Source organism: Nitrincola alkalisediminis, from assembly GCF_009821115.1.
GTDB lineage: Bacteria > Pseudomonadota > Gammaproteobacteria > Pseudomonadales > Balneatricaceae > Nitrincola > Nitrincola alkalisediminis.
This window is the reverse complement of record NZ_VYTY01000003.1, coordinates 434,722-457,165: the sequence shown is the minus strand read 5'-3', so window position 1 is coordinate 457,165 and position 22,444 is coordinate 434,722. Positions and strand designations below refer to the sequence as shown.

Genomic DNA, 22,444 nt, shown 5'->3' with positions numbered 1-22,444 from the left:
TTACAAACTCATCTATATCTGACAAAACTGAGTACACCCATTATCAGGTTAGACTCGTCATTTGACGTATCGTGCTGAACTGAAAAAGGACTCGAGGTTTTTGCGTCAATAGATCGTCCACTAAAAGGAGGCATGCATGACTTCACCTTTGATTAAAATGCACACAGCGGCCCTTAGCACACCGATGCGTACCTTAGTGCTCGACTCCCCTCATTCAGGAACCGAGTATCCGAGTGACTTTAATTATGCCGTGGCTCTACAGGATCTACGTCAAGCCGAAGATACGCATGTGGACACCCTATTCAACTTTGCTCCTGATATCGGCATCCCACTTTTAGAGGCGTGTTTTCCCAGAAGTTACATCGATCTGAACCGATCTAGCGATGATATTGACGAAGCTCTACTCAACGCTCCTTGGCCTGAACCTATACTGGCGAGTGAGAAATCAAGATTGGGAAAAGGCCTCATTTGGCGCATACTGGATGACGGACAACCGATATATGATCGAATGCTCAGTATCGACGAGATACAACACCGTATTCAAACGTATTGGCGTCCGTATCACCAAACCTTAAAACAGCTCCTTCAGGACACCTATCAACACCATCAATGTGTTATGCACATTAACTGCCATTCGATGCCATCCGTTGCTGATGTGTATTCAACCGAACACCCAGGTCTTGAACACCCCGATATTGTCTTAGGGGATAGAGATGGCCGCACTGCCGATCCAAGCATTACCGAATTTCTTCGCAATGTGTTTAGTGAGTTAGGCTACACTTGCTGGGTCAACCATCCCTACAAAGGCGTTGAACTGGTGAAAGCCTATTCGGATCCTGCACAGAACAAGCACTCAATCCAGCTTGAAATTAACCGTCGCCTTTACTTGAATGAAGCAACGCGCGAGTTATTGCCGGAATACCGAAGATTACGAACCCATTTACAACAGATATTGCTGGCACTCGATCAGTACATTCATGACCATTTTGTCCCTTAACATTTGATAACTTTGATTTTTTAAGTAGAAAGAGAAGACTTAAGACACTAATATTAGATTCATAAGCGATGTACACGAAAAAGATCACTATTCGTCAGAACGTATACTAATCTTTTATCACGTTTTTTAGTAAGCTGATCACCACCTAAACGATGGAATGCCACTTAATTACACTCAATTAGCACTCTAACCCTACGGCCTCGAATGCAAAAGACATCCATATTTCGCTCCATCATTCTGACTGCTACGATGACCTCTCTCGTTATCTTGAGTGTTCTTTTGTACATTCTGTACCGTGATACGATTGTGCCTATTGAAATCAGCGCAAAATCTGAAGCGTTAGAGCTGGCTCAGAAAGAGGTGACATTACGTTTAGCCGCGAAAGAAGAGTCTGTTAAAGCCATCGTTTCGAGTCTGACCCGTGATCCTCGCATTCGCGAAGGACTTCGCACCAATAATCAACCCTTAGCCTATGCCGGCATTGAAAGTCTTCGTGCTGACTTTGAACGTTTATCGCCCAATCAAGATATTCGTGCGGAAGTCATTACACGCGACCAAACCCTCTTTGCTAAATCCTGGGATCCGACCCCATCAAACGAGCGGATTCCTAACTTACTCGCTGCCTCTGCCTTAACCCTTCAGAACGTGACGGTCAGCTTTGGCATGGGCAATACAGGCTTAGGCATAATTGGTTTTGCCCCTGTGTTTGATGAAGGCCAACTCATTGGCATCGTCTCTGTTAGCCAAGGTATTGAAACGGTGGTCCAAGACCTCAAACGTGAAGGCTTTGATTGGGTCGTATTACTCAACATAGGCAGCATACGAGAGCGCTTTGACGGCGTTGTCCCCCCCATCTATTTAAACAACCCATTTTTTGATCACGAACATATTGTTGCCCACTCGAAATGGTTTGATATAGGTATTGCTGATTACATCAAACAAGTCAGGCCTGATCTTGGTAACTTGCAGGAGCGCTCTGTTGAAATTCATGATGATCGCATCATTTTTGACATGCCGATTTACGAGCACTCCGGTTTTTTACTGGGTCGTAGCATCCTTGTCAGTAGTTCAAAGCCGGTCACCGACCGTATTGAAGAGGGCTTAACCTCCATCACGCGAGTGATTGTTTCGATTATCACCATTTTGCTACTGGTTATTGCCATCTTACTTTTCTTGGTTCGCCAGCAAGTCATTAAGCCAATTGATCGCATGGTCGACGCCATCACCAATGTCATTCGCTCAGGGCATTTTTCAAACGCGATCCCCATTAGACGCATGGACGAACTCGGCGTACTCACACAGCGATTTAATGAGCTGATTGAAAACCTGGAAAAAAGCATCACCGAATCCAACACGGTGATCAGTGAAATCGCCGCCGGCGATTTTAAAAAGCGCGTAAAGGGCGAGTATGTCGGTGACCTCGACAACCTTAAAGCCGGTATCAATGCGGCCGCAGTTAAGTTAAAAGAACAACAGGATCGCGTGCTACAGGCGACGCAAGCGAAAAGCCAATTTTTAGCCAACATGAGTCATGAAATACGCACCCCCATTAATGGGGTCATCGGGATGCTTTCGTTACTTGAACACAGCCCGCTTCCGGATGAGCAAGCCGAACAGGTTCGACTCGCTCAAAGTTCGGCGGAGTTATTATTGGGGCTGGTTAATGACATTCTCGACTTCTCTAAAATTGAAGCGGGTAAAATGAGCATCGAGCATGCCCCGGTTAACCTGCACGAACTTCTGCACAATGTGACCGATATTTTCCAAAATGCGGCGAAAAGTAAAAATGTGATCCTTGAGCTGAGCTTAAATCGTGAAGTGAATGAATACATCACTGGCGACTCACTGCGTTTACGGCAAGTTCTCAACAACTTATTGTCCAATGCACTCAAATTTACCGAACATGGACGAGTCACCCTGCGCGCCACCGTCGAGAATAACTGCTTAAAAATTGGTGTTAAAGACACTGGCATCGGCATGAGTCCGGCTGTCCAGAAAAAGCTATTTCAGAGCTTTTCGCAAGCCGACAGCTCCACAAGTCGCAAATACGGCGGTACAGGGCTCGGCTTAAAGATATCACGTGAGCTGGTTCGTCTAATGGGTGGCGACATGCAGGTTGCCAGTAAAGAGGGCGTCGGCTCACTGTTTTGGTTAGTGATTCCTTACCTTCCTTGTAAACGCCCAGCAGAAGACCAAGCCGGTGAAACAAAATTCCTCGACTATTCGCGCAAACGCATCCTCTTAGTTGAAGACAATATTGTGAATCAGAAACTTGCCATAAAGTTGTTAGAGAAATTTAACATTACTCCAGCGGTTGCAGGAAATGGCCAGATTGCAATTGAAATGGTCGCGAAAGAGCATTTCGATCTGATTCTCATGGACTGTCAAATGCCTGTTATGGATGGCTACACCGCCACTAAATTGCTCAGACAAAATGACTATCGCATGCCAATCGCGGCATTAACAGCGAATGCCACGGCTGATGATCGAAAAGAGTGCATTGCCTGTGGCATGAATGATTTCTTAGCCAAGCCCTACAATCTTAACAATCTTTCACGTTTACTCGAACGCTGGCTCACCTAGGCATCACTCGATTCGATAACGGTCATGACAGGACTTACAGGATTGAAGCGTCTGACGAAATAAGTCCCGTGTTGCGCGATTGTCGCCTGCTGCTGAGCGCTCAGCCATTTGGGCAGTCGTCGCAGCAAACTCGCGCAAACGCGCTTCAAAGTCTTCACGTTCATCCCACATGCGTGCCTGTGTTCGACTTTGTTGTCCCTTTGAGTCCTCGGTAAAACCTTCAAGCGCTAATTCGGCTAAGCGGCTTAAGGTCTCGGCACGATACGCAAACGCCTCGTCATCATAGGCCTGTCGACGATGCAAAGGATTTAACACGCCCAGCTGAAAACTCATCAAGCGAAAGGCCGATTGGCGATACTCCACTGCATCTTCAGGCTTAAGCCTATCCGCACTGACACTGGCCGATGCCAAGGATAGGGTTAACACCGGTACTAGCTTTCGTAACAACATCAATGCTCCCAGTTCTCATCAAATAAAATCTACACACATGCGACAGTCTGACGCAGCCTTGGTTCCCAGAAAAAGCGTATAATAGGTCGGGACAAAGGAGAAGCGCGTGCACCAACATCATCAACACCTGTTACAACTCACGTATATTCGCAGCTTATTGCTCTTTGTGTTATGTGCGATGATCGTGTTTGCGGTCATGGTCTTGCATCTGCACCCCAATGTTGCCATGACGGCTCTAAGTTTGTCCGCACTCTTTGCCGTTAATCTGATGACGGGATTGCGCTTACATTCAAACTGGCCCGTATTGCATCCTGAATTTTTTAGCCAACTCTGTGCCGATGCCATTCTTTACTCAAGCCTGCTCTATCAATTTGGGGGTGCCACGAATCCTTTTATTTCCATTTTGCTCATCCCTCTGATCATCACTGCTAGCACCCTTCCTCTTTTATATACGCTGGCCATGGGCGTGTTTGTCTGCGGGCTTTACACCTCGCTATTGTACCATCATGTATCATTGGTCGAGCTGTCTGCACGGCACCAACACAGCGTAATCCAGCTGTTTGATTTGCATGTCACAGGCATGTGGTTAAGCTTTATTCTGAGCGTTGCTCTCATTAGTGTTTTTATTGTTCGCATGCAGCGCTCACTGCGCCAAGGCGAGCACAAGTTACAGCAAGCGCGCGAGAAAAGCATCCAAGACCAACAACTCCTTGCACTCGCCACGATGGCCGCTGGCACCGCACACGAGCTGGGAACCCCCTTATCAACGCTGAGAATTGTTTTAAAGGACTTAGAGCTTGACCATCCTGAGCTCAAAGATGACATCGAACTTATGCAGCAACAGGTGGATTTGTGTGCCAGTCGCCTGAAAGCACTCACACAAAGCATCGCTAATAATGAAGATATTCCACAGCCCATTACGGAGTTTATGAGCGAACTTCTTAGCACATGGCAGCTTCAGCGCCCACATGCAACGTTTGACTTTACCCAGACTCACAAAGATTCTACTCCATGGATTAACAGTAATGTCTCGTTGCGGCAAGCTCTATTAAACCTGCTCAACAATGCAGCAGATGCCAGCCCAGCCCCTATTCGCATTTTCCTCGACTGGGACACTGACTCCATTTGGTTGAAACTACACGATGAAGGACCGGGACTCACCCCTGAGCAGATGCAAACATTGGGCAAACCCTTCGTCACCACCAAAGGTGGATTGGGTATAGGCTTGTTTTTAACCACCAGTACGTTAACCAGTCAAAAAGGGGATGTACGACTCTACAGTCACCCTCAAGGCGGCACACTGACTGAAGTTCGCCTCGCTATCCACCCAATTGATAAGGCCTAATGATGAATCCAGAACACTTTCTCGTTGTTGACGATGATCCAGTTTTTTCACGCGTACTCGCGAGAGCGCTCACGCGTCGTGGTTATCAGGTTACCCAAGCCAGTAGTGCTGAAGAGGGAATCGAGATAGCCAAACTGCAAGCCTTTGATCTCGCAAGCATCGATCTCAAGATGGAAGGAGCTTCTGGGTTGACCTTGATACGTGATCTACGTCAACTCTACCCAGACATGCGCATTCTCATGTTAACAGGCTATGCCAGTATTGCCACCGCTGTTGATGCGATCAAGCTTGGCGCTAACCAGTACCTGCCTAAGCCTGCTGATGCGGATCAAATTCTGGCAGCGCTTCTTGAAGACAGGGTGAACCCAGACCAAGACATCAACCCCGAACCTATGTCTGTCAACCGCCTGGAATGGGAGCATATTCAAAAAACCTTGCGCGAACATGACGGTAACATCTCCGCCACAGCACGTGCACTCAACATGCACCGGCGCACACTGCAGCGGAAACTTGCTAAATACCCAGTCAAGCGCTAGATCCTTTTTCCAGATAGATTTGAGTAGTTTACTGCTCGTCGATATACACCCGAGCATCAAAAGTACGAATCCAATCTGGATGAAACACCATAACCCCGGTCATGATGATTCCGTTTAATAATCCTTCCGGCATCATAATTAAAGGCAAGTACATGGCGTAATTGAGGTAAATTTCGGACCAGCTATAGACGCCATCTAACCACAGCAGCATCGCCATCGACATTCCGGATATGGCTACGGCCAAGCCCGCACCGAAGAATGCACAAACGAACATATAGACAAAAAAATTGCGCGGGAGCTTTGCTTCAGCAATCCGTAGCACAAGCATCGTTACTAACACTGGTAACACCACCACACAAATAAGGCTCACGGGTAAAGAAGACACACTTTCTACGCCCAATACAGCCATCACTAGCATCGCCAAGCTGCCTGCAAGCACAGCAAAATCCCAACCCAGTATGAGGGTTAAAGTGGTCATCCCTAAGAAATGCACGGTCAAGCCTGCCGAGACACCCGCCCGCATTTGCCACATCAAGACCAACACGAGAATGGCACCAAAAAACATATGCTGTATGCCGCGCTCACGCATAAAAATGCGCCAAGGCAGTGTCATGCACACCCGAGCCAAGATCAACAGATAGATTGCAGTCGCCGACCACACCCACACCAAACTCAATAAACCGTCAGACACACTCATCTGCGTTGCCTTACCATGTTCGTTTAAATAACAAAGCATCCTCTTTGGGATAAGATCCTTCGGCAGGATAATATCCATTACGCACGCCATTCATTGCAAACCCAGCACGTTCGTACAAACGAATGGCCGCCGTGTTTGAACGACGCACCTCTAAATGCAATTGTATAATCCCGAGCGTTGCCAAGTCCTCAATTCCTCGCTCCAAGAGCTGCAATGCCAAGCCTTGTTGACGTGCCGAGGGTAAAGTGCCAATGCGCAACAACTCAGCTTCATCCAACACGCACGAACACAACATAAACGCCTGGATCTGACCCTGATGATGCCATTGCCAAGCCGCACCTGACTTGAGTATACGAAGCCAGAGATTTTCAGACCAAGGATCATCAAAACACTGTGCCTCCAAGGCTCTAACCGCGGGTAACTGATTGGGAAGCAACCGATCAATCATGTTCGCGTTGCCAGCAATGGCTGAAGATCCGCCCACAGCTCGGCTTTCAATTCAGGTATCCGCAATAAAGCCGTCACGCTGTGACTCGACACCGCCGCCACACCCGCACGTAACGAAAAGCGTAATCCACGCAAGGAGTCTAAAGGCTCCGGCTGTTCGAGTATCCACTGGGCCGAGGCTTCGCCCAACAAAAGCACGCGCTTAATTTCTTGGCTTTTCAACATATTACCCAACAGTCGGCGCACTGAACGCAGCGCCTCATCTGGCCCTTGATTGAGTGCAGATCCGACAAAGGCAGGCCAGTGATGGTGAATAGGGTTAATGTCATACCCTTGCACCCCTAAGCTACGTGCCAGAGCAGACACAAAGCGGATATGCGCCGGACTAAAACTCTGACGTCCTTGAGGTGGCAAACTATCAACGATTAACAACTCCCCTAGCGTCATCAACACCAATGAAAACTGAGGCTCTGGATAGCGTTCAGCCAGAGGATTTTGCAAAGGTGCCACAGGCTCGGGTTGATACGACATGTCCAAGGCTGAGGCTGAAGGTGTGGTTTCAGAGAGAGCTGGAGGCGTCGACTCCAGTACCTTCTGTGATGGCGTCCCTTCGGGTGCAAACATGCCCTGCAAAGACTCCAGTGCCCGCGATACTCCACGCGGAGCATTGACACTAGGTGTTACAGGAAGCACTGGCTGCTCAGCAGCAGGTACCTCTGACGTATCCTCAAAGGCATCCTCCCACTGTTCAAAGCGCTGCGTTGGCGGCCAAGTAAATGTCTCGACCCAAGGAGCCGAAGGCGCCGCATGCGGCAACGCTCCCCTCGGTAGCCAACTCTGCACACCGATCGCCTGTAAATAGGTATGGCGCAGCGACTCCTGCGCCACCATACCCTCGGACTCTGGCTCAGTCATTGATTACACCTGAGGATGTGCTTTTTGAACATTCGCATCCAGCATGTTCAGTGCATGAATATAGGCTTTTGCCGATGCAGTAATGATGTCGGTGTCGGCCCCCAAACCATTAACAATACGACCACCTTTTTCTAAGCGCACCGTCACTTCCCCTTGCGAATCGGTACCGCTGGTAATGGCATTAACAGAATAGAGTTGCAAGTTGCCTTCTGAACGTACGATGGATTCAATGGCTTTAAAGGTTGCATCAACAGGCCCACTGCCTTCCGATGTTCCTTGTTGCTCTACCCCTGCCACACTCAAGACAACCTTCGCCACAGGCACCTCACCTGTCTGCGATGTCACCATCAGACTACTGAGCTTAAAGGTTTCATACCCTGCCGTCGCACGCGCATCGCTGACCAGTGCGACCAAGTCTTCATCAAAAATCTCACTCTTTTTATCCGCCAATTCTTTAAAGCGTGCAAAGGCTTCATTCAACTCGGCATCAGAGCTAAAGGTCGTGCCTAACTCTTCCATTCGGACTTTAAAGGCATTGCGGCCCGACAGCTTACCCAGCACCATGCGGTTGGTGTGCCAACCGACACTTTCGGCAGTCATGATTTCGTAGGTTTCGCGGTGCTTTAACATGCCATCCTGATGAATCCCTGACTCATGTGCAAAGGCATTGGCCCCCACAATGGCTTTATTCGGCTGCACGGGAAAGCCCGTAATGCTTGAGACTAAGCGCGATGCCGGTACGATTTGTGTCGTGTCGATGCCCGTTTCCAACTTCATAATATCTTTACGGGTACGCAAGGCCATAACGATCTCTTCCAGAGATGCATTGCCTGCTCGCTCACCCAAACCGTTCACGGTACATTCAACCTGACGAGCCCCCGCCGCCACGGCCGACAAAGAGTTCGCTACCGCTAAGCCTAAGTCATTGTGACAATGCACTGAAAAAATCGCCTTATCGGCATTCGGGATACGCTGCAGTAACTGACCAATGGTGTGACCAAACTCCTGAGGAACCGCATATCCCACGGTATCCGGAATATTGATCGTCCTTGCCCCTGCATCAATAACGGCTTCGATAATACGACACATAAAGTCCAACTCAGAACGGCTGGCATCTTCTAACGAGAATTCGACATCATCAATCAAACTCCGGGCACGCCTTACCGCCGCCACGGCGTTTTCGACCACCTGATCCGGTTCCATTTGCAACTTGTACTTCATATGAATGGGTGACGTGGCAATAAACGTGTGGATACGCCCAGCATTTGCTCCGGCCAAGGCTTCACCCGCCCGATCGATATCAGCAGGCAACGCGCGCGATAAAGAGCAAATACGACTGTCTTTGATGGTGTCAGCGATGGCTTTGACCGCTTCAAAATCCCCCGGACTGGCAATCGCAAAACCGGCTTCAATGACATCTACACGCATTTTTTCAAGTTGACGCGCAATACGTAGCTTTTCATCACGTGTCATGGACGCACCAGGGCTTTGCTCTCCATCACGTAAGGTCGTATCGAAAATAATGACTCTGTTATTGTTCATACTGCGCTCCGCATACTCGAAAAAACGAAATTCACTGAAATAGTGGCCTATTTTATAACAAAATCAGCGCCAACTCTTAACAAAAAGCCAGCGATTTAAATTCATTCATCAGTTAAACGAGCGATTGGTTGATTTGCAAGCCAAAGACGTCATAATTTTAACTATTCAGCTGATACTAGCCATAGGATAGACGATGCCCACTCAAGCCTTTGATCGACTCATTGACCGTTCGAACACCGCCAGCCAAAAATGGGAACGCTACAAAAACACCAGCGTGTTGCCCATGTGGGTCGCCGATAGTGACTTTATGGCGCCACCTGCCGTGCTAGAGGCCTTACATCAGCGTATTGATCATGGAATTTTTGGCTATACCAATCCACCTGCCGAACTCATTGAGCTGGTCATTGCGCGTATGCAATCCCTCTATCAGTGGCCCATCCAGGCCAATGATATTGAATGGCTCCCAGGTCTTGTCTGCGGCTTACATTTAGCCTGCCGTGTCACCGGAGAATCGGGCTCCAGTGTTTTATCCCCTGCTCCGGTTTACCCTCCCTTTATGACGGCCCCACATCTGTCTGATCGGCGCTTGATCAAAGTACCACTAAAGCGGGAAAACCAACGCAGCATTATCGATTTTGATGCCATGGAAGCGGCCATCACAGATGACACAAGACTCATTCTGTTTTGCAATCCACATAATCCGGGTGGCACTCTCTATCGACAAACTGAACTCGAACGTCTAGCTGAATTGGTCCTCAAGCATAATCTGATCCTGTGTTCTGATGAAATTCATTGCGACCTTATTCTCGAACCGGGTTTAAAGCATATTCCAATTGCCAGCCTAAGCCCCGAAATCGCGCAACGTACAATCACACTCATGGCACCGAGCAAAACCTATAACATTGCTGGACTCGGATGCTCCTACGCCATCATCCAGAATCCACAACTGCGCCGTGACTTTCAATGCGTACGCAAAGGGATTGTGCCTGACGTCAACTTACTGGGCTTCACGGCAGCAACGGCAGCACTCAAAGATGGCGATGCATGGAATCAAGCCCAGCTGGATTATTTGCGAGGCAACCGTGATTACTTAATACAGGAGATTAATGCTATACCGGGCTTGCAACTGGATCCCATTGAGGCCACCTATTTAGCCTGGATCGATATCAGTGCTGCTCGTTTGGACAATCCTATACATTTTTTTGAAAGTGCTGGCGTTGGTCTATCGCCAGGAAGAGACTTTGGCGATGATCGCTTTATGCGACTGAACTTCGGTTGCCCGAGAGCCTTGCTGGAAGAAGCTGTCTCGCGCATTCGACGCGCGCTACTGAACCATTTACCAGCCTGAGCCTCTTTCGATGGCTCAGACAGGTTTGGATGCATGGCTCTAGTGAGCCATGCGGCGAATTTACGTGTTCCGTTATTGGCGCAATTTCCAACGCAAGGTTTCACCCGAGCGCAGAGGGACAATCACATCCTGACCAAACGCCATTTCCATCGGCACTTGCCAGTCTTCTTTGACTAGGGTGATTGTGTCTGTATTACGGGGTAAACCGTAGAAATCAGCGCCATAAAAACTGGCGAAACCTTCGAGTTTATCGAGCACCCCTAGATCTTCAAAAATCTCGGCATACAACTCAATCGCTGCATACGCACTGTAGCAACCAGCGCAACCACAGGCACTTTCTTTTGCACCCTTAGCATGAGGTGCAGAGTCCGTTCCTAAAAAGAACTTGGCACTGCCACTGATAACGGCATCTTGAAGGGCTTGCTGATGGATGTTGCGCTTCAGCACTGGCAAGCAGAATAGATGTGGTCGTATTCCCCCCACCAACATATGGTTGCGGTTATACGCTAGATGCTGCACGGTAATGGTGGCACCGACATGATCGCCGTGTGCATTCACAAATTCGGTGGCCTCCTTCGTAGTGATGTGTTCAACCACCAACTTCAGGTGCGGATGACGGGCAACCAAAGGCACAAGAATATCGTCTAAAAACTGTTTCTCTCGATCAAAGATGTCGACATGGTTATGCGTGACTTCACCATGCACTAACAGTGGCATATTCGCTTCGGTTAACGCCGCACAAATATCATCGAGCTTACCTAAATCCGTGAGTCCAGAATCAGAGTTGGTGGTAGCACCTGCAGGGTAGAGTTTGACGGCTTTAACGTGCTCACTCGCCCCAGCCTCTGCAATTATTTGTGGTGTGGTGTTATCCGTAAGATAGAGCGTCATCAAGGGATCAAACTGTCGCCCTTTGGGAACATGCGCGAGAATACGTTCACGATAGGCCAATGCTTGATGCACATCCGTTACCGGTGGCTTTAAATTGGGCATAACAACGGCACGCCCCATTTGCAGTGCTGTCGCGGGAACAATATGCGGTAACACCTCGCCATCTCGAAGGTGTAAGTGCCAATCATCTGGGCGTGTAATCGTTAATACATCGGCCATTTTGCGGTACGCTCCGTCAAATCAATGAAGGTGATAAGTGTATCATACTCCATCCGAGAAGATGACATGACCTTGACAGAGCACATGACGGAAAATGTCATTGAAATTACGCAAACGACCATCATAATAATAAGTATATATACTTATTGTCATCTCGTTCACTCCCGCTCCCCTAACCGTTTTTACGGATGACACGAAATTTTTTAAAGGATCTATCCAATGCTAAAAAAAAGCCTCGTACTGTTTATAAGCTTGGTATTGTTGGGATGCGGTTCGTCGAAGGACGAGCCTGACCTTCCCACCCTACCCGTTGTCAGGCTTTTACAATTGGATCCCGAAGCCATCATTGCTGAGCGCTACTTTCCCGCCCGCTTGGAAGCCTCCCAAGCGGCCAATCTCTCATTTCAGGTTCCAGGACGGTTAGTGCACATTCCTGTCATAAAAGGTGACAAAATAGCGAAAGGTGCCCTCATCGCACGTCTTGAACAAACGGATTATCGCCTCTTGTTGGAGTCTGCACGTGTGGGCTATGAAAAAGCGGAGCGAGACTTGAAACGGCTTCAACAGCTTCATCAACAAAACCATGTCTCTCAAGCTCAATTAGATGAGGCACGCACAGCCTATGATCGCGCCAACGTTGAAAAAGAGCGCGCCGCTCAGAACCTGATTTATACCGAAATTTTTGCGCCCTACGATGCAATTATTGCTGACCGTATGGTGGAAAACTTTACGCAAGTGTCTGCGGGAACACCCGTCGTGCGTATTCAAGACTTGAGTCGTTTAGAGGTTGAAATAGCCGTCCCCGAAATTCTCTTACCTGAGGTCGAAGACCCGAATGGCTATACGGTCACGGCAACCCTACCGTCGCTTCCTGAGCGTCCTTTCGACTTATCCTTTAAAGAATACTCGACCGAACCCAACCCTCGCTCTCGCACCTATCGCGTGACGTTTGAGATGGAAAACCCAGGTGACCTTCGCCTCTTGCCCGGAATGAGTGCGACTGTAAAAGTTGCCCTAAAGCCTAAAGAGCTCCGACGTCCCGTATTGCCTTTACAAGCATTGGTTGGACAAGGTGAGCAAACCCATGTGTTTGTCTACGCCCCTGAAACAGGAACCGTATCCTTACGGCAAGTTGAGTTGGGTCGCTTGTTAGCAGAGGGTATCGAAATTGTGTCAGGTATCCATCAGGGTGAATGGATCGTCGCGGCTGGAGCCGGATTTTTAAGTGAAGGCATGCAGGTTCGCAGTGATCGAGAACTTAAGGAGTCTCGTTAATGGATATTGCACGTGCCTCCATTGAAAAACCCGTCAACACCTGGGTGTTAATTCTCGTTTGCCTTCTGGGGGGTATCTGGGCCGTGTTAACCTTACCCCAATTAGAAGACCCTGAATTCACCATCAAGGAAGCCATCATCTTAACCCCTTACAAGGGGGCATCGGCGATGGAAGTTGAACTGGAAGTGACCGAACAGCTCGAAATTGCCCTGCAAGAGATGCCTCAACTAAAACGTTTAACCTCTCGATCCATGCCCGGGTTATCTGAAATTACGGTAGAGATTGAAGATGCCTACCGCTCAGCCGAGTTGCCACAAGTCTGGGATGAGCTACGCCGTCGTATTCACGACACACAAGCCTATCTTCCGCCGGGTGCGGGTCCATCCTTGGTGAATGACAGTTTTGGGGATGTGTTTGGCTTGCTGTATGCCCTCACGGCACCGGGCTTTGAAGCTTCAGAACTCCGTGACTTTGCCAGAGACCTTCGACGCATCATTTTACAAGTGCCAGGCGTTGCCAAGGTTGCCATTCAAGGGGAACGTGAAGAGCGTATTTTGATCGAAATCCCGCAGACCGTTTTCATTCAACTGGGTTTGAGCCCCCAACAACTAGCAGGACGTTTGCAACTGCAGAATGCCGTGGTGGACGCAGGGCGCAAAACACTAGGAGACCTTGCTATACGCATCGTTCCTACTGGGGATTTTGACAGTCTTGAGCATATTCGCAATCTCTTTATTACCACGCCTTCTGGCGATACGCTGCGTCTTGGTGATATCGCCGTGATCTCACGTGACTACCATGAGCAACCCAGACAGCTAATACGCTTTGCTGGAGAGGATGCGGTCACCTTGGGCATTTCCGCAACCGGGGACAGCAATATTGTCGAGGTGGGTCATGCCGTCGAAGCCGCACTCAGAGCACGCATGACTGAACTGCCTCTTGGTGTGCAGCTGTCGCCTATTTACCAACAGCACACACTCGTTGAAGAGGCACTCAAGGTTTTCCTCATTAACTTGGTCATGTCCGTTTCGATTGTCATCTTGGTGCTCTGCCTGTTTATGGGCTGGCGCGCCGGTGTTGTTGTCGGCAGTGCCTTATTGCTCACCGTCACAGGCTCGCTGTTTTTAATGAAAATCACAGGGCTGCAGATGCAACGTGTATCGCTGGGTGCCTTAATTATTGCCATGGGCATGCTGGTCGACAACGCCATCGTTATTGCTGAAGGCATGCTAGTTCGTATGAAGCAAGGCCGTAGTGCGCGAGAAGCGGCGACGGACATCACAGGTCAAACACAAATCCCTTTGTTGGCGGCCACCGTCATCGGTGTGCTTGCCTTTTCTGGAATAGGCCTGTCGCAAGATGTCACAGGTGAATACACCTTTTCGTTGTTTCTTGTCATAGGTTTGTCCTTACTCTTGAGCTGGATTTTGGCCATTACGGTTGTGCCCTTACTGGCCAGTTTGCTGTTTATCACCGCAAAGACAACGGCAAACGAAGAGACGAATCAAGGCGGCTACCGACGTTTACTCACCTTAGTCTTGCATCACCGACGCCTGACACTCCTGACACTGCTTGTGCTAACCGGTATCAGCATGATGGCGTTTAAGCAGGTTCCGCAAATGTTCTTTCCTCATGCTCAAACCCAGGTGTTTTATGTCAATTACTGGCGCGAGCAAGGCACGGATATCCGGGCAACCGACCGAGATTTGAAGCAGTTAAGTGAATTTATCACGAAATTAGACGGTGTTGAGCAGGTCACCAGTGTTGCGGGTATGGGAGCATCACGAATGATGCTGGTGTACCAACCCGAGCGGACCAATCCGGCTTACGGTCAACTCATTGTCACCGCACGCACAATTGAAGAGATCCCCCAGATCGCCGAAAAAATCAAGATGGAATTAGAAACCTATCCACAGGCACAAGCTTGGATAGAACGCGTGCGACTGGGCCCTGGCAAAGGCGCACCTATTCAGGCACGTTTTTATGGCGATGACCCTCGTGTGCTTCGAGACCTAGCCGAAGACGTCCTGACAATTTTGCGCGACACCGCCTTATTGGACAATCTTCGCACGGATTGGCGTCAGCCCGAACACATTATTGTTCCAACCCTCGCGGATGATCGTGCCAGTGTGTTGGGTGTCAGCCGACAGGACTTAGCCGAATCCCTTTCTCTCTTGACCACTGGGCAAACCTTGGGGCTCTATCGAGAAGGTGATCGTTTAATTCCTTTGCTGCTGCGCGCCCCCAGCAACGAGCGAGGACTTGCCACACAATTGCAGGATCGGATGATTTGGAGCCGTGCAATGGAGCATTTTGTTCCGGCCAGTGAAGTCGTCGATGGTTTTGAACCCCAGCATGAAGAAGCTTTAATCATACGTCGTAACATGCAACGCATGATCACGGTTAGTGCGGACCCCTTAGCGAACGTTAACATCGCATCGGCCTTTAGTGAGGTGCGCGCTCATATAGAAGCCCTTCCATTACCACCCGGGTATCGTTTGGAATGGGGAGGCGAACATGAAAGCTCAGGGGATGCCAAACACGCCCTCGCCCGCCAATTGCCGCTAAGCCTGTTAGCAATGATGGTGATCTCTGTGCTTTTGTTTGCCAAGATCAAACAACCACTCATTATCTGGCTCTGTGTGCCTATGGCTATCTGCGGTGTGACATGGGGTTTACTCCTATCGGGCATGTCCTTTGGATTCATGGCACTGTTGGGGATACTCAGTTTATCTGGTATGTTAATTAAGAATGCCATCGTGCTGGTTGACGAAATCGATCAGCGTATTTTAAATGGAGAAGCCCCAGCAACGGCCCTGATCGATGGCAGCGTGTCACGCTTGCGCCCCGTGGTCTTAGCCGCCGTGACGACAATTTTGGGGATGCTGCCCCTTGCGTTTGATGTGTTTTTTGCAGATATGGCGGTCACCATTATGAGCGGCCTTGCCTTTGCAACCTTATTAACGCTCTTGGCGGTACCGGCCTTGTATAGCTTATTGTTTGGGATTCGGGTGGTGGGGCCGCCTAAGTAGGGGGCTGAGGGAATGGCTAGATTGTGGAAGTGATGCCGTCATCAACAGCCGTGTCAGCACTGCCAACACGGCTGTTAAAGATTACATACACCTTAGCGACCCTACCATCATTTTCTTTTGAGAGTTGCTGATGGCAACAGCAATTGTCGAGCTAGAGACAAACTCATTATTTGCATGTGTTTCAACTATTGTGATTTGACAATCCCAGACATCAACAACCCACCAGACGGCTGCTCAAACATGCTAGCGGTGCAAATTGACTCCAGTTTTGCGCTAGTATCTTTGTAATGCCCTGTCGCAAGCAATAATAATAGCTGATCAGCAAGCGTATAGTTTTTTTGATCTGTAGCCGTTTCAGGAGGCTGACATAGTGGCTCATTTTTCAAGGGGTGGTTTAAATTTTTTAACAGTATGTCAAACAAATCGACACCTGATAATTTTTTAGCATTATTGTCCGAGTAAATATCTTGCTCAGTGGCATAAACTGATCTAAACGTATTTTTAAAATATTCTCTCAACAATACTGAAAGGACATAGTTCGGAAATATTTTTACCGTGTGATTCGGAAAGTTCAGTGGGTATTCTAGACATAATAAATCCTTTTATGCTTTGTAGGTTATGATCATGATTTTTACAGCCATTAAGACTGACCAGATCAACATTAATATTGTTCAGATTATTTTTATAGTCGATAAGATATGCATTATTGATAACCATCAACGATGATTTTAAATTACTGAGTTATTGTAAAACTGGGTAGACAGTGTTTCAAAATTGAGATATCAATCTTTAAGATCGACTAAATAACATAACAGAATTGATGTATTCTACTCTTGCTTTATTAAAGATTTCTTTACAGTGACTCACAGTCGTCAGGTACGCTATTGAGCTATGTTCAATTTCAAATGCTTCTCTAACGCAACTTGCATCACGAAAAGCTTCCCATAAAGACTGCTCTATGTCAAAGAGCTCTATTAGCTCCATCCCTAATTCGTGGTCAGGCTGGTACGATAGAAGGGTTTCATTTTTCCACACTTCAATTACTTCAGCAAGAAGCTCATTAGACTCCTTTAAATTATTTTGAGTACATTTATCTACCTGAGCGCTTGTGATAATGCTCTTACAATGTAAATAACCATTACCAGTATGGCTCTTGACTTCAGCGATGCTGAATGAAAAAACATCACTTAAAAAAAACATCAACAGCAACAAAAATAATACTTTTTCCTTGAATTTTAAAAATAAAATACTCATACCTCCACCCTACTGCCTTTTTCGCTGTCTCAAATAATTAGCACGTCTGCGTCCAGCTTCATACCGCCTGATAGCAGGCGTATTTTCAATATAATAGATTAGCTCGTCAAAACTATTATTCATACCTGCTCGCATTGGGTTTGGACCTCGAGTGAATCCTTGGTAAACAAAGTCAACTAACACATCTCTAATAGCTGGATGTAAACCGCACCAATCAACTCTATTTTGTTGTAGGGAAGTCCATTTTCTGTAATTTCTTTTTGCACGAACTTCATAAGTTGGATATATGTTATCAAACAACTTAACTTGTTGTTGGTGCGTTATTGCTCCGATACTATCTTTATTGTTTTCAACAAAAATTCTAGCAGCCTCACCTATGAGCCCTGCCCCCTCTGCAATGGCCTGTGATTTATGAGCGCTAATCCCAGCATCCACCATATCATTCAAAACGTCTAAACGGAAGCGTTGCCCTAAATCATATCCTCGCCCAATAGTGATACCAGAAGCTGCATTGCCAGGCCAATGTATGACACGACTAAAATATGCAGAGTTTTCAATATCATTACCTTCTGCATCAAAAGTTAACTGTCCTTTCTTTACGATCATACCCATCTAATCAAAACCTAGACTTTTCATATAATATTAATTCATTAAGAATACTGAAATTCACATATACTTTTATGATCGCTACACTTCATGATTTCAGGCTTTAATCCAACATAAATTATGTCCGGATTAATATGCAAAAGCTCCTATCGCTTCCGGCTTAGAGCTGTTCTATTATGAAGATTTTCGACAATATCAGTCATATATAAATAACTACATCTTTAATAAAAGGCTTTGAAACCTAAGTTCCAAAACCTTTTTTTTATTCTATTGTGCATCTATCTATGTCACGTCAATAGACGCACGCTAGAGTCAATTGATTAAAGCTTGATGCCCAACGCGATATCGTAACCCGCTGGTACGCTGCCTTCTGGACGATGTGCTTCATTCCATGGAGTGTACTTCATCTCAATCTTAGTGAAGTTAAGCGTAATAGACTCCTGAGGACGATTATCTTCATCCGCTGAAACACTGTACCCACTTACAAGTGTATTTGTGAGTGTGTATTCCATGTAGGTTTCTACACCATTTGGACTTGTTTGCACCAAATGGATCAGCGCTGTTTTCCCTTGACCGACACAGGCTTCAGAGAAGAAAACAGGAGATGTTTTATCCATTTTGGTGGTCAGAGTAATTTCACTGATGTGAGGAGAGGTAGACTCACGATCTTTACCTTGACCTGTTTTTGTGGACAGGGTACGACTCACATTCCAGTTCATTGAATCACACTCAACCCAGTTTTTATGAGTTGATTCAGTCACATCACCTTCTAAGCCATCAATCTTTAAATATATAGCCATGTAAACATCCTTATAGTTTCACATTTTAAATGGTGTTACGTGTACTCATGTATGAGTCAGTAACGTCATTGATAATAGATACACGACTACTCACAACATGTATCCCTCCTAAAACCCACCCTGTAGTGCGACTTGCATTACAACGCAGAGTTATTTTTCACCTATAGATCCATCTCTTGCTAAGGGTTTCCCTAGCAATGGGATTAAATATGTTGAATCTTTACGATTGATCGGATTTAAACTTGATGGCCTCTTGGAAGTATCCTTCGTGCCCACAATCCATCTGGTGATGACAAAAATCCGAGTTAAAAGAGAACTTTGCAAACCAGTTCCGATCCACTTCTGGAATCTGATTAATCTTACGCGTACTGTAACCAAACTGACTTAATCCAAATACACCCAGTTCGGATATAAATAAACGCCCCTGTTCAACTCGGTAATCTTCGCCTCTTTCGCCATTAACACAAACCTGACGCCAGTCAAATGCGACACCCTGCTTAACTTGAACTTGAGCCGTGAGGTGTATGGAGTTTGAAGCACATCCAGACTCGATGTTCTGTAAAACGGATTGTGCATAAGCACGTAATCCTTGAACACTCGAGTCATAACCTTGGCTTGCCGCTGAATCTGTCAGGACAAGCAAACGCAGTTGTCTGAATTGGTTCAATTGCAAACTGGACTCTACAGGAGCCCATACCAACACATTACCGTGATAACGAGGATGCGATTGCATGTCCTTCGGTTGATAGTTCTCAGGTAACGCAAACCTGAAATTATGTTTAATATCCTTTGCCGAAATCAACGTCGTGTCTGCAACTGCAATGCCGGATAACGCTATCGATGTCCATACTAGACTGAGTAAACGCGTTTTCATTCGCCCCCTCCATTCACGGCAACACCCAACTGCCCCTGATCATCAACCGTGATCTCCAACGAAATTAACTCAACACCACTGCTAAGATGATTCAGTAGGGTCAGTGAGAGTCGGGGCAGCAGTTGTTTCTTAATAATGTGGATAGCATTTCGTGCCCCTGTATCCACTTCTTGGCAACGGGAGACAATCGCTTTTACCACCTCCACACCGTAAAGTAATTCAATACCGTGTTCCATGCGCATGCGTTGGACGACTCGATCTAACTGCAATGCCACAATTCCTTGCAGTGCCTCATCCTGCAAGGGTAAATACGGGATAATGCTCAGACGCCCTAAGAATGCAGGCTTGAAGTAATGCAACAATTCGGGTTTGATCAGGCCATCAATTTTGTCAAAATCTTGGTCCGCCTCAGAGTCATGATGCCATGCCGTAAGCGTCTCGGTACCCGCATTAGAGGTCATGATAATCAGTGTATTGCGAAAATCGATATCACGCCCCTCCCCATCTTTTAACATTCCTTTATCAAAGACTTGATAAAATATATCTTGGATCCCAGGGTGGGCCTTTTCAATTTCATCCAACAAAATTACGCTGTAGGGTTTGCGTCTAACAGCTTCGGTTAACACGCCACCTTCCCCATAACCGACATATCCCGGCGGAGCACCCATCAACAAGGATACTTTATGCTCCTCTTTATATTCTGAGAGGTTAATGACCGTTAGGTTTTGCTCGCCGCCATACATCAAATCCGCCAACGCCAGCGCCGTTTCAGTTTTACCCACACCACTTGTTCCACAAAACATAAACACCGCTAGAGGCTGATTCGGGTCTGCCAACCCAGCTCTGGAAACACGAATACTCTCGCTAACACGATCCAGTGCATGGTCTTGTCCAACAATCCGCTTTCCTAACTCCTGGCGCAAAGACATCACTCGCATGAGCTCATCCGATAGCATTTTACCTGCAGGAATACCCGTCCAAGCTGAAACGACCTCTGAAATAACGTGCTTATCAACATGAGGGCGAATCAGTGGAGCTTCACCCTGAATCTCGTTCAACTCGTTTTGCAGGAGGCTTAACTCCTCCAAAAGAGAAGCTTTTTCGAGTTCTTCACCCAACAACGCGTTACGAATCGAAATCATACGATCAACACGCGTTCGCTCATCATGCCAACGCTGAAGGATTTCGGTTTCACGTATTTCGAAGCTCGCGAGCCTTTCATTTAAACCAGCGAGCGCTTGCTGCTCAGTACCATACAAAGCTTGTTCGCGCTCAAGACGCTGCACCTGAACTCGCAAGGCCTCCATTTCGCCCTGTAAGTCTTCAAGTATGGAGGGATGGCGTTGATACTGCATACTGACTCGCGAACACGCCGTATCCAACAATGAAATACCGACATCAGGAAGCTGGCGACCGCTAATATAGCGTTTGCTAAGGGTAACCGCTGCCTCTATCGCCTCGGCTAACACAATCACCCCATGGTGTGTTTCAAATCGACTGGCAACGGCTCGCAACATTGCACAAGCAACCTCAATCGATGGCTCTTCAACTTTAACCACCTGAAAGCGTCGAGTGAGTGCCGCATCTTTTTCAAAAAAGCGCTTATACTCTGCCCAAGTAGTTGCGGCCAGGGTTCGTAACTCACCTCGTGCTAATGCGGGCTTTAAAATATTGGCCGCATCCCCCTGCCCGTTCGATCCACCCGCTCCCACCAACGTATGTGCTTCATCAATGAATAAGATCACGGGTACCGATGATTGTTTAACCTCGTCCACCACAGACTTCAAACGCTGCTCAAACTCTCCTCGAACACCCGCTCCCGCTTGCAATAGGGTTAAATCGAGTACTCTGATCGCCACTTGTTTTAAAGAATCAGGCACTTGTCCAGCTACAATACGCAATGCCAAGCCTTCCACTATGGCCGTTTTACCCACACCAGCCTCACCCGCCAGTAATGGATTGTTTTGTCGGCGACGGCATAAAATATCAATAACCTGTCGCACTTCAGATTCTCGCCCTATGACAGGATCTATGTCACCAGCACGTGCACGCTCAGTTAGATCGAGTGTATATCGCTCGAGCGCGGACACTTTTTTCGGCATTTCTGGCATTTGACTTGAGTGATTATCAACGGAAAGCTCTGCTTGATCGACTGAAGAGCCTTGTTCAAACTCTTGTCGTGCAAGCCAATGCCCTTCTCTCACAATACGATCTAAATCAACCCTGTCTAAAAAACGACAGCGGGAAATGATTAATAAACGTAAAGACTCTTCTCGAAATAAGACCACAAGGCAAGCCGCAGATGAAATAGCAGGCAGACCATATTCCAGACTGGACAGCATCCAAGCTTTTTTAAAAATATCAATAACTTGTGAAGAGAATGATGGCGCATGGTGATTGCCTTGATCAAAGTGAGCAATGGAGTGTTCCATCGCTTCAATCATTAACGTGGCATTCAATTGATAAGGGGCTAACAAGACAGCTAAGGAATTGGTTTCGGTCCGCAGCAAACCAATGACTAAATGCTCAAGCTCAACAGAGTAATGTCGATGTCCGACCGCAACAGATGCCGCCATTTCAACACCTTGACGAGCGGTATCCGAGAGTTTGCCAATCAATGCCCTTGCATCCAT

The 22,444-nt window shown here is 47.4% G+C and carries 18 protein-coding genes; 7 read left to right on the top strand and 11 right to left on the bottom strand.

Going from position 1 to position 22,444, the window contains the following annotated elements; translation table 11 throughout:
• Positions 1 to 136: 136 nt before the first annotated feature.
• Positions 137 to 997: an N-formylglutamate amidohydrolase gene (locus tag F5971_RS07560; protein WP_223116284.1), complete on the top strand. Its 861-nt coding sequence runs from the start codon at positions 137 to 139 to the stop codon at positions 995 to 997.
• A 249-nt stretch (positions 998 to 1,246) separates the two neighbouring features.
• On the top strand, positions 1,247 to 3,580 hold the full coding sequence (locus tag F5971_RS07555; protein ID WP_193494584.1) for an ATP-binding protein: 2,334 nt from the start codon (positions 1,247 to 1,249) through the stop codon (positions 3,578 to 3,580).
• Positions 3,581 to 3,583: 3 nt separating this feature from the next.
• On the opposite strand, the gene F5971_RS07550 is transcribed toward F5971_RS07555, so the two are convergent.
• Entirely contained in the window at positions 3,584 to 4,030 is a 447-nt protein-coding gene (locus F5971_RS07550) for a c-type cytochrome (protein ID WP_036508175.1), read from the bottom strand.
• Positions 4,031 to 4,136: 106 nt separating this feature from the next.
• Between F5971_RS07550 and F5971_RS07545 the strand changes: the two genes are divergently transcribed.
• Together F5971_RS07545 and F5971_RS07540 are read left to right on the top strand one after the other, a co-directional pair.
• Positions 4,137 to 5,375 (top strand): ATP-binding protein, encoded by a 1,239-nt coding sequence (locus F5971_RS07545; RefSeq protein WP_036508172.1) that lies wholly within the window; start codon positions 4,137 to 4,139, stop codon positions 5,373 to 5,375.
• Positions 5,375 to 5,911 carry a response regulator transcription factor gene (locus F5971_RS07540; RefSeq protein WP_036508170.1) on the top strand — a complete coding sequence of 179 codons (537 nt, stop codon included), beginning with the start codon at positions 5,375 to 5,377 and terminating at the stop codon, positions 5,909 to 5,911. Before F5971_RS07545 ends, F5971_RS07540 begins: the two co-directional genes overlap by 1 nt.
• Positions 5,912 to 5,939: 28 nt before the next feature.
• On the opposite strand, the gene F5971_RS07535 is transcribed toward F5971_RS07540, so the two are convergent.
• From F5971_RS07535 to F5971_RS07520, 4 genes are read right to left on the bottom strand one after another with little or no spacing between them, the layout of a single operon-like run.
• A complete protein-coding gene (locus F5971_RS07535) occupies positions 5,940 to 6,608 on the bottom strand; it encodes an energy-coupling factor ABC transporter permease (protein ID WP_193494583.1) in 669 nt (222 codons plus the stop codon).
• Positions 6,609 to 6,618: 10 nt separating this feature from the next.
• A complete protein-coding gene (gene rimI, locus F5971_RS07530) occupies positions 6,619 to 7,056 on the bottom strand; it encodes a ribosomal protein S18-alanine N-acetyltransferase (protein ID WP_036508167.1) in 438 nt (145 codons plus the stop codon).
• On the bottom strand, positions 7,053 to 7,970 hold the full coding sequence (locus tag F5971_RS07525) for a uracil-DNA glycosylase family protein (RefSeq protein ID WP_036508165.1): 918 nt from the start codon (positions 7,968 to 7,970) through the stop codon (positions 7,053 to 7,055). Before F5971_RS07525 ends, rimI begins: the two co-directional genes overlap by 4 nt.
• A 3-nt stretch (positions 7,971 to 7,973) precedes the next feature.
• A complete protein-coding gene (locus tag F5971_RS07520; protein WP_193494582.1) occupies positions 7,974 to 9,512 on the bottom strand; it encodes a 2-isopropylmalate synthase in 1,539 nt (512 codons plus the stop codon).
• Positions 9,513 to 9,705: 193 nt separating this feature from the next.
• On the opposite strand from F5971_RS07520, the gene F5971_RS07515 reads away from it, so the two are divergent.
• Positions 9,706 to 10,860, top strand: coding sequence for a MalY/PatB family protein (locus tag F5971_RS07515; RefSeq protein ID WP_036508164.1), 1,155 nt, complete (start codon positions 9,706 to 9,708; stop codon positions 10,858 to 10,860).
• 72 nt (positions 10,861 to 10,932) lie between these two features.
• On the opposite strand, the gene pyrC is transcribed toward F5971_RS07515, so the two are convergent.
• Positions 10,933 to 11,970 carry a dihydroorotase gene (pyrC, locus tag F5971_RS07510; protein WP_036508161.1) on the bottom strand — a complete coding sequence of 346 codons (1,038 nt, stop codon included), beginning with the start codon at positions 11,968 to 11,970 and terminating at the stop codon, positions 10,933 to 10,935.
• Positions 11,971 to 12,189: 219 nt separating this feature from the next.
• Here pyrC and F5971_RS07505 point away from each other — a divergent pair, with 219 nt between their 5' ends.
• The gene (locus F5971_RS07505; protein WP_193494581.1) at positions 12,190 to 13,245 is read left to right on the top strand and encodes an efflux RND transporter periplasmic adaptor subunit; all 1,056 of its coding nucleotides are present in this window, start codon (positions 12,190 to 12,192) and stop codon (positions 13,243 to 13,245) included.
• Entirely contained in the window at positions 13,245 to 16,277 is a 3,033-nt protein-coding gene (locus F5971_RS07500; protein ID WP_193494580.1) for an efflux RND transporter permease subunit, read from the top strand. The genes F5971_RS07505 and F5971_RS07500 overlap by 1 nt, the downstream gene beginning before the upstream one ends.
• A 789-nt stretch (positions 16,278 to 17,066) precedes the next feature.
• Here the strand turns inward: F5971_RS07500 and F5971_RS07495 are convergent.
• From F5971_RS07495 to tssH, 5 genes are all read right to left on the bottom strand, one after another.
• Positions 17,067 to 17,531: a lysozyme inhibitor LprI family protein gene (locus tag F5971_RS07495; RefSeq protein ID WP_036510673.1), complete on the bottom strand. Its 465-nt coding sequence runs from the start codon at positions 17,529 to 17,531 to the stop codon at positions 17,067 to 17,069.
• 9 nt (positions 17,532 to 17,540) lie between these two features.
• Positions 17,541 to 18,143 carry a lysozyme family protein gene (locus F5971_RS07490; protein WP_202806845.1) on the bottom strand — a complete coding sequence of 201 codons (603 nt, stop codon included), beginning with the start codon at positions 18,141 to 18,143 and terminating at the stop codon, positions 17,541 to 17,543.
• A 314-nt stretch (positions 18,144 to 18,457) separates the two neighbouring features.
• Entirely contained in the window at positions 18,458 to 18,937 is a 480-nt protein-coding gene (locus F5971_RS07485) for an Hcp family type VI secretion system effector (RefSeq protein ID WP_036510676.1), read from the bottom strand.
• Positions 18,938 to 19,157: 220 nt separating this feature from the next.
• On the bottom strand, positions 19,158 to 19,811 hold the full coding sequence (locus F5971_RS07480) for a hypothetical protein (protein ID WP_036510680.1): 654 nt from the start codon (positions 19,809 to 19,811) through the stop codon (positions 19,158 to 19,160).
• Positions 19,808 to 22,444 carry a type VI secretion system ATPase TssH gene (gene tssH / locus F5971_RS07475; protein ID WP_193494579.1) on the bottom strand — a complete coding sequence of 879 codons (2,637 nt, stop codon included), beginning with the start codon at positions 22,442 to 22,444 and terminating at the stop codon, positions 19,808 to 19,810. The genes F5971_RS07480 and tssH overlap by 4 nt, the downstream gene beginning before the upstream one ends.

Bases quoted from the DNA above. Each gene is read 5' to 3' on its own strand.
- F5971_RS07560 (WP_223116284.1), top strand. From the start codon at position 137: ATGACTTCACCTTTGATTAAAATGCACACAGCGGCCCTTAGCACACCG.
- F5971_RS07555 (WP_193494584.1), top strand. From the start codon at position 1,247: ATGACCTCTCTCGTTATCTTGAGTGTTCTTTTGTACATTCTGTACCGT.
- F5971_RS07550 (WP_036508175.1), bottom strand. From the start codon at position 4,030: ATGTTGTTACGAAAGCTAGTACCGGTGTTAACCCTATCCTTGGCATCG.
- F5971_RS07540 (WP_036508170.1), top strand. From the start codon at position 5,375: ATGATGAATCCAGAACACTTTCTCGTTGTTGACGATGATCCAGTTTTT.
- F5971_RS07535 (WP_193494583.1), bottom strand. From the start codon at position 6,608: ATGAGTGTGTCTGACGGTTTATTGAGTTTGGTGTGGGTGTGGTCGGCG.
- rimI (WP_036508167.1), bottom strand. From the start codon at position 7,056: ATGATTGATCGGTTGCTTCCCAATCAGTTACCCGCGGTTAGAGCCTTG.
- F5971_RS07525 (WP_036508165.1), bottom strand. From the start codon at position 7,970: ATGACTGAGCCAGAGTCCGAGGGTATGGTGGCGCAGGAGTCGCTGCGC.
- F5971_RS07520 (WP_193494582.1), bottom strand. From the start codon at position 9,512: ATGAACAATAACAGAGTCATTATTTTCGATACGACCTTACGTGATGGA.
- F5971_RS07515 (WP_036508164.1), top strand. From the start codon at position 9,706: ATGCCCACTCAAGCCTTTGATCGACTCATTGACCGTTCGAACACCGCC.
- pyrC (WP_036508161.1), bottom strand. From the start codon at position 11,970: ATGGCCGATGTATTAACGATTACACGCCCAGATGATTGGCACTTACAC.
- F5971_RS07505 (WP_193494581.1), top strand. From the start codon at position 12,190: ATGCTAAAAAAAAGCCTCGTACTGTTTATAAGCTTGGTATTGTTGGGA.
- F5971_RS07500 (WP_193494580.1), top strand. From the start codon at position 13,245: ATGGATATTGCACGTGCCTCCATTGAAAAACCCGTCAACACCTGGGTG.
- F5971_RS07495 (WP_036510673.1), bottom strand. From the start codon at position 17,531: ATGAGTATTTTATTTTTAAAATTCAAGGAAAAAGTATTATTTTTGTTG.
- F5971_RS07490 (WP_202806845.1), bottom strand. From the start codon at position 18,143: ATGGGTATGATCGTAAAGAAAGGACAGTTAACTTTTGATGCAGAAGGT.
- F5971_RS07485 (WP_036510676.1), bottom strand. From the start codon at position 18,937: ATGGCTATATATTTAAAGATTGATGGCTTAGAAGGTGATGTGACTGAA.
- F5971_RS07480 (WP_036510680.1), bottom strand. From the start codon at position 19,811: ATGAAAACGCGTTTACTCAGTCTAGTATGGACATCGATAGCGTTATCC.
- tssH (WP_193494579.1), bottom strand. From the start codon at position 22,444: ATGGATGCAAGGGCATTGATTGGCAAACTCTCGGATACCGCTCGTCAA.